We start from the raw sequence: 13,360 nt of genomic DNA on the forward strand, positions 1-13,360 counted from the left end.
CGGCCTTCCGTTCCCATTCCCCATGTCCTCCGGTCTCAATCTCGCGCAACAAGAAGCTGTCAATTACCTGCACGGCCCCTGCCTGGTGCTGGCAGGCGCGGGTTCGGGCAAGACGCGCGTCATCACGCACAAGATCGGCCGGCTGATCCAGGCCGGGCTCGAGCCCAAGCGCATCGCGGCCATCACCTTCACCAACAAGGCTGCGAGCGAAATGCGCGAACGCGCCAAGGGACTGATTGGGCGCGAGGCGAAGCATGTGGTGATCTGCACCTTCCACGCGCTCGGCGTGCGCATGATGCGCGAAGACGGCGCCGTGCTCGGCCTGAAGCCGGCCTTCAGCATCCTCGACAGCGACGACGTCACCAAGATTCTGAAGGACGCGGGCGGCACCACCGATACCGCCACCGCGCGCATCTGGCAGTGGACCATCAGCAAGTGGAAGAACATGGGCCTGACCGCCGCGCAGGCCGAAGCGGCCGCGGCGGACGACAACGAGCGCATCACGGCGCGCATCATGGCGCGCTACGAAGAGCGGCTCACGGCCTACCAGAGCGTCGACTTCGACGATCTCATCGGCATGCCGCTCAAGCTGCTGCGCGACTTCGACGAGGTGCGCGCCAAGTGGCAGGCCGCGCTGGGCCACATCCTGGTGGACGAATACCAGGACACCAACGCCACCCAGTACGAAGTGCTGAAGGCGCTGGCCGGCGAGCGCGGGCGTTTCACCGCGGTGGGCGACGACGACCAGTCGATCTACGGCTGGCGCGGCGCCACGCTGGACAACCTGCGCAAGCTGCCGGTGGACTATCCGGCGCTCAAGGTCATCAAGCTCGAACAGAACTACCGCTCGACGAGCGCGATCCTGCGCGCGGCCAACAACGTGATCGGCCCCAACCCCAAGCTGTTTCCGAAGACGCTGTTCTCCGAACTCGGCGAAGGCGAGCCGGTGCGCATCGTCGATGCCGACTCCGAGGCGCACGAGGCCGAGCGCGCGGTGGCGCGCATCGTCAGCCTGCGCGCGGGCGAGGCCCTCATCCAGGGACCCCAGGGCAAGCAATACAAGGAATTCCGCGACTTCGCCATCCTCTACCGCGCCAACCACCAGGCGCGCGTGTTCGAGCAGGCATTGCGCAAGGCGCAGATCCCGTACAAGGTCTCGGGCGGCCAGAGCTTCTTCGACCGCGCCGAGATCAAGGACCTGTGCGGCTGGTTCCGCCTCTGGGTCAACAACGACGACGACCCCGCGTTCCTGCGCGCCATCACCACGCCCAAGCGCGGCATCGGCCACACCACGCTCGCGAGCCTGGGCACCTTTGCGAGCCAGTACAAGCTGAGCCTGTTCGAGGCGCTCTTCAGCCCCTCGCTGCCGAGCGTGATGCCAAAGCGCACGCTCGAAGGCATCCACGAGTTCGGCCGCTACATCAACGACCTCGAATACCGCGCGCGCCGCACCATGGGCGCCGAGGCCTCGCGCACCTTCATGCTCGACTGGCTGAAAGAGATCGACTACGAGAAGCATCTCTACGACGGCGAGGACAGCGAGCAGGCTGCGGCCGCGCGCTGGACCAACGTGATGGAGTTCGTCGACTGGATGTCGCTGCGCGCGGGCGGCACCATCGACGATGCCTCGGGCGCCGACAGCAACATCGAGACCGAGCGCAAGAGCCTGCTCGAGGTGGCGCAGACCATCTCGCTGCTGTCGACCATCAGCGAGCGCGAGCAGGACCAGAACGTGGTCACGCTGTCGACGCTGCATGCCTCCAAGGGCCTCGAATGGCCGCACGTGATGCTGATCGGCGTGACCGAGGGCCTCTTGCCCTTCAAGCTCGAAGACGACAACGGCCGGCAGCTCAAAGTGAGCGACGAGACGCTGCAGCGGCTGCAGGAAGAGCGCCGCCTCATGTACGTGGGCATCACGCGCGCACAGCGCAGCCTGGCGGTGAGCTGGACCAAGAAGCGCAAGCAGGGCCGCGAAATGGTGCCCTGCGTGCCGAGCCGCTTCATCGCCGAGATGGGCCTCGACAAGACCACCACCCGGGAAGACCCGCGCGAGAAACTCAAGGCGCTGCGCGCCGAGTTCGCGCAAAAGGCACAGGACAGCGCGGCTGCGAAAGCGGCGGCGGCGGCGGCGCCATGAAAGCGCTGCTGACCGTCTTCGCGGCACTGGCCATCACGGGCTGCGCCACCCCGCAGGGCGGCACGCCCGACTGCCCCGCCGATGCGCGCGAGCTGCCGCTGCAGTCGCTCTACGGCCGCTGGGAAGCTCGCTTCGACGGCTCCCCCGCCGTGGCCGCGGTGCAGTTGGGCAAGCATCCCGAATACGCCGGCGTGCGCGGCACCATCACGCGCAGCGCGGGCGGCACCGCAAGGCCTTCGGTGGCGCAGCTCGCGGGCGACATCGACGACGAAGGCGCGCTCTCCATCGACGAATCGCTGGACGGCCGCGCGATCAGCGGCGTCTGGGCCGGCACCCTGCAACCCGGCTCCTGCGGCCGGGAATTCAGGGGCACGTGGCGCAACGCCGCAGACCAAAGCACACATCCGTTCGTGCTGAACAAAACGGAAGGGACGCAAGGAAACCAATGATCCAACGAACACATCCCATCTTCTCCGGGCTGGCCGCCCTCGCGGCCTGCCTCGGCGGCGCTGCGGCCGCGCATGCGCAAGCCGTCGACCGGCCGCGCAGCCCGCTGGCCGACGCGCAGCTGACGTGGCAGCAATGCGCCGCGCTCGGCAACAGCAACGAAGCGCGCCTGGCCTGCTTCGACCGCTGGGCCCAGCAGCAGACGCTGCCTTCGGTTTCGGTGCCCGTGGCGCCGCCGGTGCTGGCCAGCACGCAGCCGGCACCGCCGGTGGACGCCTCCATACCGGCCACGCGCGTGATTTCGGTCGACACCAACGAAGGCTGCCGCGACCGCCAGTACTCGGCGCTGTCGCGCTTCTGGGAGCTGGAGAACGGCACCGATTGCGGCACCTTCGGCTTCCGCGGCTATCGGCCGCTGAACGTGTCGGTCTCGGCCGCCACCCGCAAGCCCGAGACGCCCACCTCGCCGTCCGAAGGCCACTCCGGCAGCGCCGTGGCCTACCAGGCCAACGAGATGCGTATCGGCCTGTCGGTGCGCACCAAGATCGCACAGGGCCTGCTCACGCAGAACGAGCCGGCCAAGAAAGATTCGCTGTGGTTCGCGTACTCGCAGCAGTCGACCTGGCAGCTGTTCAACGGCTCGATCTCGCGGCCGTTCCGCACCACCGACCACGAGCCCGAGGTGATGTATGTCTACCCGCTCGACTTCAACCTGCCCGGCGGCTGGCGCTGGCGCTACGCGGGCGTGGGGCTGGTGCACCAGTCGAACGGCCAGAGCCTGCCGCTGTCGCGCAGCTGGAACCGCGTCTACCTGATGGGCGGCGCCGAACTCGACGACCGCTTCACCATCACCGGACGCATCTGGCAGCGGGTTTCGGAAGAGGCGGCAAAGGACGACAACCCCGACATCTCCAACTACATCGGCCGCGCCGAAGTCACGGGCCGCTGGAACTTCAACCGCGACAACACCCTGGGCTTCACGGTGCGCAACAACCTGCGCGAGAGCGGCCGCGGTTCGGTGCGGCTCGAATGGCTCAAGGCCATCGGCGATTCGACCAAGGGCAACCTGCGCTTCCACACGCAGCTGTTCCACGGCTACGGCGACACGCTGGTGGACTACAACCGCAAGCGCACGGTGCTCAGCATCGGCTTGAGCCTGGTGGATTTCTAGGCCAGCAAGGATCGCTTTATGGATCAGGACCTGACTCCCGTCGACGCCACCCAGCGCGAGATCATCGCGGCGCTGCATGTCGCACCCGTCTTCGATGCCGCCGCGGAAATCGAGCGGCGCACCGCGTTCCTCGCGGACTACCTGCAGAGCACCGGCCTCAAGGCGCTGGTGCTCGGCATCAGCGGCGGCGTCGATTCGCTGACGGCCGGCTGCCTCGCGCAGCGCGCCGTCGAGCGGCTGCGTGCGCAAGGCTACGGCGCCACCTTCATCGCGATGCGCCTGCCCTACGACGTGCAGAAGGACGAGGATGAGGCACAGGCCTCGCTCGCGGTGATCAGGCCGGACCGCATCCTCAGCGTCGACATCCGCCCGGCGGCCGACGGCATGCTCGCGGCGCTCAAGAGCGGCGACTTGGCCTTCCGCGACGCGGCGCATGAAGACTTCGTGCTCGGCAACATCAAGGCGCGCCAGCGCATGATTGCGCAGTTCGCGGTGGCCGGCGCGCACGACGGCATCGTCATCGGCACCGACCATGCCGCCGAGGCGCTGATGGGTTTCTTTACCAAGTTCGGCGACGGCGCGGCCGACGTGACGCCGCTCACCGGCCTCGACAAGCGCCGCGTGCGCGCCATCGCGCAGCGGCTCGGCGCGCCCGACGAGCTGGTGTTCAAGGTGCCGACGGCCGATCTCGAATCGCTGGTGCCGGGCAAGCCCGACGAGGACGCCTTCGGCGTCAGCTACGAACAGATCGACGATTTCCTCGAAGGCAAGCCGGTGCCCGCCGCGGCGCGCGAGATCATTCTTGCCACGCATCGCAGGAGCGCCCACAAGCGCGCGCTGCCGGTGGAGCCGCCGCAGGCCTAGCTTCGGCTGGCTTCACGCCGCCTTGAAGCGAGGCGGCTCCAGCAGGTGTTCGAGCAGCGCCGAGAGCTTGTCGACGTCGACCGGCTTCGTCAGATGGGCCCGGAAACCCGCCTCCAGGCTGGTGTCCCGGTCGCTGGCCTGCCCGTAGCCGGTGATGGCGATCAGCGGCGGCGGGTTGATCATCTCCGCCCGCACACGCCGGGCGACTTCGTGGCCGCTCAGGTCGGGCAGGCCGATGTCCAGCAGCACCACATCCGGGTCCTGCGCCTTCACCGCCTCGATGGCGGCCAGTCCGCCATGCACGACGCTGGACTTGTAGCCCAGCGCTTCCAGCAGCATGGCCATGGTCTCGGCCGCATCCACGTTGTCGTCCACCACCAGCACGCGCTGCTCGCCCACCGGACGCGGCTGCGCCTCGAGCATGGCGACCGGCGCCTGCGTGGTCGGGAACTGCACCACGAATTCGCTGCCCTCGCCCGGCCTGCCGGTGCTGAACGCGCTGACGCGTCCTGCGTGCAGCGTGGTCAGCTGCTGCACCAGGCTCAGCCCCAGGCCCAGCCCGCCCTGCGTCCTTGCCAGGTTCTGCTCGCCCTGCACGAACAGGTCGAAGATCCGCTGCAGGTCCTGCGGCGGTATGCCGGGCCCGTCGTCGCGCACGCTGATGTCCGCCTCCGTTGCGGTTCGCGAGAGCGACACGCGGATGTTGCCGCCGTTCCCGGTGAACTTCGCCGCGTTGTGGATCAGGTTGCTGAGGATCTGGATGACGCGCGCCCTGTCCCCGGCAATCCAGGGATCCGCGTCCTGCGCCTCGAGGTGCAATGTCTGCGACTTGCCCTCGATCAGCGGACGCACCGCCTCGACGGCCTCGGCGATGGCGTCGCGCAGGCGAACCGGCTTGTTCTCGATCTGGATCTTGCCGCTCGTGATGCGGCCCACGTCGAGCAGGTCGTCCACCAGCCGGGTCATCTGGCGCAGCTGCCGGCCGATGATGTCGCGGGTGTGCACGACCGCGGCCGACTCCGTCTTCTCGCGCTTGAGGAGTTCGAGCGCGTTCGAGATCGGCGCCAGCGGATTGCGCAGCTCGTGCCCGAGCATCGCAAGGAAGTTCGTCACGCGGCGCCCTTCGTCTTCCAGCGCGGTCACGCGGCGGCGCTCGGTCAGGTCGCGCGTGACCTTGGCGAAGCCGCGATGCCTGCCGGTGGCATCGTGCAGCGCGGTGATCACCACGCTGGCCCAGAACCGGCTGCCGTCCTTGCGGATGCGCCAGCCTTCGTCCTCGAAGCGCCCGTCCCGCAGCGCGTTGCGCAGCTCCTGCTCCGGCCATCCGGCGGCGACGACCTCCGGCGGATAGAACCTGGAGAAGTGCTGCCCGATGATCTCGGAGGCCTCGTAGCCCTTGTTCTTCTGCGCGCCGAGATTCCAGCTCACGATGTGGCCGCCTGGGTCGAGCATGAAGATCGCATAGTCCTTCACGCCTTCGACCAGCAGCCGGAACCGCTCCTCGCTCATGCGCAGCATCTCGTCCTGGCGGCGGTGCTCGCTGCGATCCTTGGTGATCAGCGAGAAGCCGCGGACTTCTCCGCTCGCGCCGGTGATCCGCGTGATGACCACGCTGGCCCAGAAGCGCGTGCCGTCGCTGCGCAGGCGCCAGGCTTCTTCCTCCAGGCGGCCATCCCGGCGTGCCGCTTCGAGTGCGTGTTCGGGCCGGTTCTGCTCCAGCAGTTCGGCCGGATAGAAAAGAGAGAAGTGCCGCCCCAGAACCTCCGGGGCGTCGTATCCCTTGAGCTTTCGGGCGCCCTCGTTCCAGCTGATGACGATGCCGCCAGGATCGAGAACGATGATGGCGTAGTCGGTGACCGAATCGACCATCAGCCGGAAATCGGCGTCGGCCAGAGTGCGTTGGTTCAGGGGTGCACTCCCACCGCCGTGATCTGCCATTGCTCTTTCCCTTCAGTGGCCGCGCGATCGGTGCCACAGCCTGCGATGCCGGCCGCGAAACGGTAGTGGCAATTTAGGCCAGCAATGGTTGCTTTTCGCGTAGGACAAGGTCCAGATTGCGCACCGTACGCACGGTGTGCCGCGAGCCTCAGGCGCTCGACGGCTCTTCGCGCGGCGCGCGTTCAGTTCGCCATCTCGACATCCAGCTGCGCGTCGAACTGGTCGAGCGGCACAGGCCTGCTGAACAGATAGCCCTGGCACAGCATTGCGCCGTGCACCTGGAGAAATTCGAACTGCTGCTGCGTCTCGACGCCTTCCGCCACGATTTCGAGATCGAGGTTGCGGGCCATTCCGATGATGGCCTGGATGATCAGTTCGACCTTCGGATCGATGCCGATGCTCTGCACGAAGAACTTGTCGACCTTGATCTGGTTCAGCGGCAGCTGGGTCATGTAGGAGAGCGACGAGAAGCCGGTGCCGAAGTCGTCCATGGAAAAGCGCACGCCCAGGGCCGCGAGCGCCTGCATCTTGCTGATCGTCTCGCCGACCTTGTCCTGCAGCAGGCTTTCCGTGAGCTCGAGTTCGAGCCGCGTGGGGTCGGCGCCGGTCCTTGCGAGCACGTCGCGAACGCGGTCCACGAAGTCGTCGGTGCGGAACTGGCGCGCGCTGACATTGACCGCCAGCCGCAGGTGCCGGCGCCTCGAATCATGGCTCCAGCGCTCGAGCTGGATGCATGCGGTCTCCAGCACCCACATGCCGATCGGCACGATCAGACCGGTTTCTTCCGCCAGTTCGATGAAACCTCCGGGCTGCACCATTCCCCGCACCGGATGCTGCCACCGGATCAACACCTCGGCGCCCACGATGTGGCCCTCCGACGTCACCTGGGACTGATAGTGCAGCACGAACTGCTCGCCTGCCAGCGCCGCGTGGAGTTCGCTCTCCAACGTGGCGCGGGCGGTGATGGCGGTCTGCATCGAAGTCTCGAAGAAGCGCAGCGCGTCGCCGCCCGCCGACTTGGCGTAGTACATGGCGATGTCCGCCTGCTTCAGCAGGTCCTCCAGCGACTGCTGCGTGGCGCCGAACACCACGGCGCCAATGCTGCAGGTGCTGTGGTACTGATGGTCCGCAAGCTGGAAGGAGCCGTTCAGTGCCGCGAGGATGGCCTCGCCGGCGGCATTGGTCTGCATCGCGGCAACGCCGGCGTCGTCGCTGAGGTTGTCCAGCAGCACCACGAATTCGTCGCCTCCAAGCCGTGCGACCGTGCCGCCCTCTTTCAGGTTGTCCTGGAGCCGGAGGGCGACCTGCTTCAACAGTGCGTCGCCGGTGGCGTTTCCGAGCGCATCGTTGAGCGTCTTGAAATCGTCCAGGTCCAGGAACAGCAGCGCACCATGCCGCGAGCGGCGCACGTTCGAGTCGATGGTGGATTGCAGCCGATGCAGCAGGAGCCGGCGGTTGGGCAGGCCGGTCAGGCTGTCGTAGAAGGCCAGATGCTCGATCTCGCGGGCTGCCAGCTTGCTCTCGGTGATGTCGCGCAGGATCACGATGAACCGCGCGGCGGCGCCTTCGCCGATCACCTTGCGGGAGACGGAAATCTCGAACCACGTGGCGCCCCTGGCCGTTCTGATCTCGAATTGCCGCCCGGTGGAAAACCCGGTTTCGAAGGCATCGCGCAGCGCCACCATCACCTCGGCCGCAGCATTCGCCGGCAGCAGGTCCGACATCAGCTTGCCGACGGGCTCCCGCACCTTGAACGCCGGCTTGGGGCGGCGCGGCGAATGGAAGCTGTAGCACCGGCCGTCGATGCCGGCGTCCATCAGCACGTCGGGCAAGGCGTCCAGCGTGGCCTGCAGCTGCGCCTTGCCTTCGAGAATGTCGGCGATGTGGCGCTTCTTCTCGGTCACGTCGCGGTAGACGCACACCAGGCCGCCGTCCGGCGTGGGGCTGTTCACCGCAACGATCACCTGGCCGTTCAGGAGCGTGAGCTCCTGTTCGTTCTGCGTCAGCAAGTGGCGCGAGTTCTGCTGTGCGATCTGCTGGAACGGCACCAGCGGGGCCAAGAGGGGCTCCGCCCAGGGAAAGAAATCCACAAAACGGCGGTTCCAGGTGACGACGCGGTCATCGGGATCGAGCAGGACGAAGCCATCCACCATGGATTCGAGCGCCTGGTCCAGCGTGGCCTTGGAACGCATCAGTTCGGCGCGCGCGCGCCACTGCCGCCGCAGTTGCGCAAGGGCGAAATAGCTGACGGCGAGAATCATCAGCGTGAAGGCCAGGGCCGTCGCCAGAATGACATTGCGCTCCCCGCGCCAGTCCGCGAGCGCGACCTCGAGCGGAATGCCGGCAACGATCAGCAGGTTTCGATGCAGCGTGGGCCGGGCAACCACGATGGCGGGAGCGCCGCTGAGCCGGGAAAGCATGCGCCGCGGACGTCCGTCGATGGCCTGGTCCGTCAAGGCCGGGCTGATGACCCGCCCGGCCAGGGCATCGCGCGGCGGCATGCCGGCCAGCAACAGCCCGGTCTCGCGCTCCAGCGTGACTTCGAGTCCACGGATGCTGGCGCCCTGCGCAAGGATGGTGGTGAGCATCGAGACCTGCACCTCGGCCACGGCCACCACCTTGCCGCCGTCCGCAAGCGGGAGCACGCGCGCAAAGTACAGCACCTGCTGGGAGCTCTCCGGGCTGATCGAGGGTGCACTGATCGACAGCGCGGATGCAGGGCTGCCCAGAACTTCCTGCAGGAATCCCTGAGGCAATTGAAGCGCCAGCTTGGCCCCCCGCCGGCCGGAAGAGCCGATGACCGCACCCTCGGGGGACAGGAAGGCGACGTACCGCGCCAGAAGATTCTGGCGGATGCTGGTCTCGATCAGTTGCGCAGTCTCGGGTTGCCCGATGTCGGCCGCGATGCTGTCCTGGGTGGACCTGCGCAGAGACTGTCCCACGCCCGCGAGCAGCGTGTTCACCCCCAGCAGGCTGCGGTTGAGCGCGGCCTCCGAGGTGGCGACGAACCGCACGGCCTGGGCTTCGCTGTCGGCAATGTCCTTCTCGCGCGTCTGCCATGCCATCAGTCCGGCAATGGTGAGCACGGCCACGAGAAACAGCGCCGCAACGCCATAGACGAAGCCGGTGAGCCGGCTGGACTGCGACTTGGTCACTGCCCGACAGGCGCCTTGATTCCCACGACCGGGCCGGCGGTCTGGTCCCAGACCTCCGCGCACACGGCCCCGCAGCGCTGCACCCACCGGGTCAGCACGCTGGTGGCGAAGATTTCGCGCCTGCGCCTCTCGTCATCCGCCGAAGGGTGTGCCTCGACCATGGCGCCCTTGGTGCCCTTCATGCATGTCTCGGCGCCCGTGTTGCACGCAATGCCGTTTCCGGTGTCGCGCTCCGATTCGCTCCACACCGCGGCCTCCAGTTTCGGCAGCTCTGTCTTCAACAGGGCCTTCAAGTCCGCCGGAAGCGCGTTCCATGCGTCCGTGTTGGCGCCAAATACCGCGATGCCCCAGTTGATGGGCATCGTGTAGAGCGAACTTGCCACCTTGTGCAGGCCCAGCGTGTTGCCGGACATCGCACCGGTGATCGCGCATTCCGTATTTTCCGATTGCATGTTGGCCATGAGTTCCGCAAATTCGGTGTGGACGGGCACGCCGTTGAGCGCCCGCACGAAGTCGGCCTGGCTGCTGCCCGAAACGCGGATGCGCCGCCCCGCGAGGTCCGAAAGCTGCTTCACCGCCCGCTTGCAGAAGATCACCTGGGCCGGATAGACATACACCGCGAGAAGCTCGACGCCGTGCCGTTCGCGCAGCGTCTTGTCGAGGTAGGGCCGGAAGGCCGCGATCACCCGCCGCATCGTGGCCATGTCGGGATTCAGTCCGGCGATGTCGGGCATGCCCAGTTCCGGGTACTCGTTGCTGACCTGGCTGAGCAGCGCCGTACCGAATGGAATGACCCCCAGCCGCATGAGATTGAGCATCTCCTGCCCCGGGACGCCGGCTTGGTTGAACGGCACGATGCTCGCGCTGTACTTTCCGCCGCTCAGGCGGCGCAGGTCCTGGCTCCAGAAGCGCTCTTCATGGAGCGTGTACTGGCTCACGCTCGCCAGCCCGCCCACGATCCGCAGCCGCTGGGCAGACGGCGGCTGCTGCTGAGCCTCGCTGTGCGTGGCAGCGAAAACAAGAAAAAGAGCGGCAATATGCGTCCAGAGCGCACGTTGCCAAGCGGAAGATGCTTCGCCGGTCCTCATGGCCCGGATCATGATGCCGAATTGGGCCTTAAGTCACAATTTTTTTACAAAAAGGCCGTTTCGGCGCCCCGCCGGTCGGAATCGCGAAAACACGTTGCGTACAGGGCACAGGAATACCATCCGCAGGCCCCGATTTCCGGCCCATTCCTCCAGACTCCAGACCGATGCCAGCGCCCGAGCTTTCCAGCCGCCAACTGCGTGCGTTCACGGCCCTGGCCGAGCAGCGCAACTTCACGCGCGCGGCCCAGACCTGCCATTTGTCGCAGCCCGCCTTCAGCGCGCTGATCCGCACGCTCGAGGAAACGCTCGGCGCCCGGCTGTTCGACCGCGACACGCGCAGCGTGCAGCTCACGCCCGAGGGCCGGCTGTTCGAACCTTCGGCCCGGCGGCTGCTGGACGACATGCAGGGCGCCATCGGCGACTTGGCCGACCACGCCCAGCGGCGCAAGGGCCGCGTCAGCGTGGCGGCCCTGCCCTCGCTGGCGGCGGGCTGGCTGCCGGCCATATTGGCGGAGTTCATGCAGGCCTGGCCCGGCATCACGGTCGAGCTGCACGATGCGCTGTCGGACGCCTGCATTGCCCAGCTGCGCAGCCACCAGGCCGATTTCGCGCTCGCTGCAACGGGTGCCGGCGCGGCAGCGGCCAGCGACCTGCGCGGCCGCAAGCTCTGCGACGACCGCTTTCACCTGGTTTGCCGCAAGGACCATCCGCTCGCCAGCGCCGCCAGGCTCACGGCACGGCAGCTCGCGCCATGGCCCTTCATCCAGATGGCGCGCAACAGCAGCGTGCGCCAGTCGCTCGACGCGGCGCTGCACCCGCTGCGGCTCAATGCGGTGTTCGAGGTCGAGCACCTGGCCACGGTGATGGGGCTGGTCGAGGCCGGCATCGGCATCAGCGTGGTGCCGGAGCTCACGCTCTTTCACTTCCGGCGCGAAACGCTGGTGACGCGCCCGCTGCCGCTGCCCGGCCTCACGCGCACCATCTACCTGGTGCAGCGCCGGGAGGGAAGCCTGTCGGTGGCGGCGCAGACGCTGCATGACCTGATCCTTGCGCGGCTGGGCACGCTGCATCAATAAAAAAACGGCCCCAAGGCCGTTTTCTTGCATGGAGGCAGCCTTGCGGCCGCGAGCCATTTACTTCTTGCTTGCCTTCTTGGCGGGTGCGGCCTTCTTGGCCGGCGCTGCCTTCTTGGCTGCAGGCTTGGCGGCTGCCTTGTCGGCCTTGCGCTTTGCAGCTTTGGGGTCGATGGCGGCTTTGAACGCTGCGCCCGGCACGAACTTGGGCACCTTCTGCGCGGCGATCTTGATCTTTGCGCCGGCCTGGGGGTTGAAGCCGGTGCGCGCGGCGCGCGCCACTTGCTTGAAGGTGCCGAAGCCGATGAGCTGCACGGGGTCGCCCTTCTTCACTGCGGCGACGATGGAGCCCGTGACGGTCTCCAGGATGCGGGCGGCTTCGGCCTTGCTGACGTTGTGGGCGGTGGCGATCTTTTCGACCAGTTCGATACGGTTCACTTGAAAATTTCCTTTGGTTTGTTCTCGTCATGTTGCCAATGACGGCGCAGCGGCTCAGGCCCGCTGCAAGCGGCGCGGAGTGTAGCGCACGGGCGGCCGCCCTCAGGCCGTGGCCTGGATGGCATCCGTCAAAAACCGCACGAATGCCTTGCCTGCATCGGGCAATGACCGGCCCGCGAGCGTCTCGACTTCGAGATGGCGCTCGTTCATTTCGCGGTCCTTCAGCGCAATGGCCACCAGCGCCTTCGACTTCAGCTGCGTGCGGATCGACAGCTCGCCATAGAAGGCAATGGTGTCGCCCCCCGCGGCCGCAAAGCTCACCAGCGCATTGGCATGGTTGCTCGACATGGCCTGCACGTACTGCAGTCCCTGCCTGCTGCAGCTGATGTCGAGCAGCTGCCGGATGGAACTGTCCCGCGGCGGCAGGCCCAGCGGATAGGCCACCACCTGGCGCAGGGAGAGTTGCCGCTGCGCCGCCAGCGGATGGTCGCTGGCCATCACGGCGAGGATCGGGCTCGGATGGCGCAGCTCGATCCGGATGCCGGGCTCGGGCACCGCGCTCAGCGTGATGCCCACGTCCGCTTCGCCGTCGCGGATGCGGCCGGGAATTTCGCTCGGCGGGCAGACCTCGAGATGAAAGCGGATGCCTTCGTGCCTGGCGCGAAAACGCGAGATCAGCGTGGGAAGAAAGTCGAACGCGAAGCCCTCCGTGCTCGCCACGCGCACGCGCCCGCTGCGCAGCCCGCGCAGGCCCTGGATCTCGCCGGCCACGCGCTCGATGTCCTGCTGCACCCGCTTGGCATGCGCGGCCAGCAGCTCGCCGGCCGCATTGGGCACCATGCCGCGCGCGTGCCGGTCGAACAACAGGGTGTCGAGCTCGCGCTCCAGGCGCGCCACCTGCCGGCTCACGGCGGAAGGCGCCACGTTGAGCTTGAGCGCAGCCTCCTTCACCGAACCGGTCCTGACCACCTCCAGGAAGTAGCGGACCGCGGTCTCCTGCAGCGCATGAAGCGACATGTTTCTTCCTTGTCGCAGCGGGGCGACGCGTG

At 67.2% G+C, this 13,360-nt stretch carries 10 protein-coding genes; 5 read left to right on the top strand and 5 right to left on the bottom strand.

Features of this window, described 5'->3' with window-relative positions:
* The first annotated feature begins 22 nt into the window (after positions 1-22).
* The 4 genes from QFZ47_RS09570 to nadE are packed head-to-tail and all read left to right on the top strand — an operon-like array spanning position 23 to position 4,619.
* Positions 23-2,137 carry an ATP-dependent helicase gene (locus tag QFZ47_RS09570; protein ID WP_307655417.1) on the top strand — a complete coding sequence of 705 codons (2,115 nt, stop codon included), beginning with the start codon at positions 23-25 and terminating at the stop codon, positions 2,135-2,137.
* Positions 2,134-2,586, top strand: a complete 453-nt coding sequence (locus tag QFZ47_RS09575; protein WP_307655418.1) for a hypothetical protein — start codon at positions 2,134-2,136, stop codon at positions 2,584-2,586. The genes QFZ47_RS09570 and QFZ47_RS09575 overlap by 4 nt, the downstream gene beginning before the upstream one ends.
* On the top strand, positions 2,583-3,755 hold the full coding sequence (locus tag QFZ47_RS09580; RefSeq protein ID WP_307655419.1) for a phospholipase A: 1,173 nt from the start codon (positions 2,583-2,585) through the stop codon (positions 3,753-3,755). Before QFZ47_RS09575 ends, QFZ47_RS09580 begins: the two co-directional genes overlap by 4 nt.
* Positions 3,756-3,773: 18 nt before the next feature.
* Positions 3,774-4,619: an NAD(+) synthase gene (nadE, locus tag QFZ47_RS09585; protein ID WP_307655420.1), complete on the top strand. Its 846-nt coding sequence runs from the start codon at positions 3,774-3,776 to the stop codon at positions 4,617-4,619.
* Positions 4,620-4,631: 12 nt separating this feature from the next.
* Here the strand turns inward: nadE and QFZ47_RS09590 are convergent, their stop codons facing one another.
* The 3 genes from QFZ47_RS09590 to QFZ47_RS09600 all read right to left on the bottom strand — a co-directional run bounded on the left by QFZ47_RS09590 (position 4,632) and on the right by QFZ47_RS09600 (position 10,800).
* A complete protein-coding gene (locus tag QFZ47_RS09590) occupies positions 4,632-6,557 on the bottom strand; it encodes a PAS domain-containing hybrid sensor histidine kinase/response regulator (RefSeq protein WP_307655421.1) in 1,926 nt (641 codons plus the stop codon).
* A 182-nt stretch (positions 6,558-6,739) separates the two neighbouring features.
* The gene (locus QFZ47_RS09595) at positions 6,740-9,712 is read right to left on the bottom strand and encodes a bifunctional diguanylate cyclase/phosphodiesterase (protein WP_307655422.1); all 2,973 of its coding nucleotides are present in this window, start codon (positions 9,710-9,712) and stop codon (positions 6,740-6,742) included.
* Positions 9,709-10,800, bottom strand: coding sequence for a TRAP transporter substrate-binding protein (locus QFZ47_RS09600; RefSeq protein WP_307655423.1), 1,092 nt, complete (start codon positions 10,798-10,800; stop codon positions 9,709-9,711). Before QFZ47_RS09600 ends, QFZ47_RS09595 begins: the two co-directional genes overlap by 4 nt.
* 164 nt (positions 10,801-10,964) lie before the next feature.
* On the opposite strand from QFZ47_RS09600, the gene QFZ47_RS09605 reads away from it, so the two are divergent.
* On the top strand, positions 10,965-11,876 hold the full coding sequence (locus QFZ47_RS09605; protein ID WP_307655424.1) for a LysR family transcriptional regulator: 912 nt from the start codon (positions 10,965-10,967) through the stop codon (positions 11,874-11,876).
* Positions 11,877-11,933: 57 nt separating this feature from the next.
* Here QFZ47_RS09605 and QFZ47_RS09610 read toward each other — a convergent pair whose 3' ends face one another.
* Together QFZ47_RS09610 and QFZ47_RS09615 are read right to left on the bottom strand one after the other, a co-directional pair.
* Positions 11,934-12,311 carry an HU family DNA-binding protein gene (locus QFZ47_RS09610; protein WP_209537345.1) on the bottom strand — a complete coding sequence of 126 codons (378 nt, stop codon included), beginning with the start codon at positions 12,309-12,311 and terminating at the stop codon, positions 11,934-11,936.
* A gap of 102 nt (positions 12,312-12,413) precedes the next feature.
* On the bottom strand, positions 12,414-13,328 hold the full coding sequence (locus QFZ47_RS09615) for a LysR family transcriptional regulator (RefSeq protein WP_307655425.1): 915 nt from the start codon (positions 13,326-13,328) through the stop codon (positions 12,414-12,416).
* Positions 13,329-13,360 lie beyond the last annotated feature (32 nt).

Source organism: Variovorax paradoxus (assembly GCF_030815975.1).
GTDB classification, from domain to species: domain Bacteria; phylum Pseudomonadota; class Gammaproteobacteria; order Burkholderiales; family Burkholderiaceae_C; genus Variovorax; species Variovorax paradoxus_N.

Excerpts from the sequence above, each read along its gene's own strand:
- QFZ47_RS09575 (WP_307655418.1), top strand. The coding sequence starts at position 2,134 with ATGAAAGCGCTGCTGACCGTCTTCGCGGCACTGGCCATCACGGGCTGC.
- QFZ47_RS09570 (WP_307655417.1), top strand. The coding sequence starts at position 23 with ATGTCCTCCGGTCTCAATCTCGCGCAACAAGAAGCTGTCAATTACCTG.
- QFZ47_RS09605 (WP_307655424.1), top strand. The coding sequence starts at position 10,965 with ATGCCAGCGCCCGAGCTTTCCAGCCGCCAACTGCGTGCGTTCACGGCC.
- QFZ47_RS09600 (WP_307655423.1), bottom strand. The coding sequence starts at position 10,800 with ATGAGGACCGGCGAAGCATCTTCCGCTTGGCAACGTGCGCTCTGGACG.
- QFZ47_RS09615 (WP_307655425.1), bottom strand. The coding sequence starts at position 13,328 with ATGTCGCTTCATGCGCTGCAGGAGACCGCGGTCCGCTACTTCCTGGAG.
- QFZ47_RS09580 (WP_307655419.1), top strand. The coding sequence starts at position 2,583 with ATGATCCAACGAACACATCCCATCTTCTCCGGGCTGGCCGCCCTCGCG.
- nadE (WP_307655420.1), top strand. The coding sequence starts at position 3,774 with ATGGATCAGGACCTGACTCCCGTCGACGCCACCCAGCGCGAGATCATC.
- QFZ47_RS09590 (WP_307655421.1), bottom strand. The coding sequence starts at position 6,557 with ATGGCAGATCACGGCGGTGGGAGTGCACCCCTGAACCAACGCACTCTG.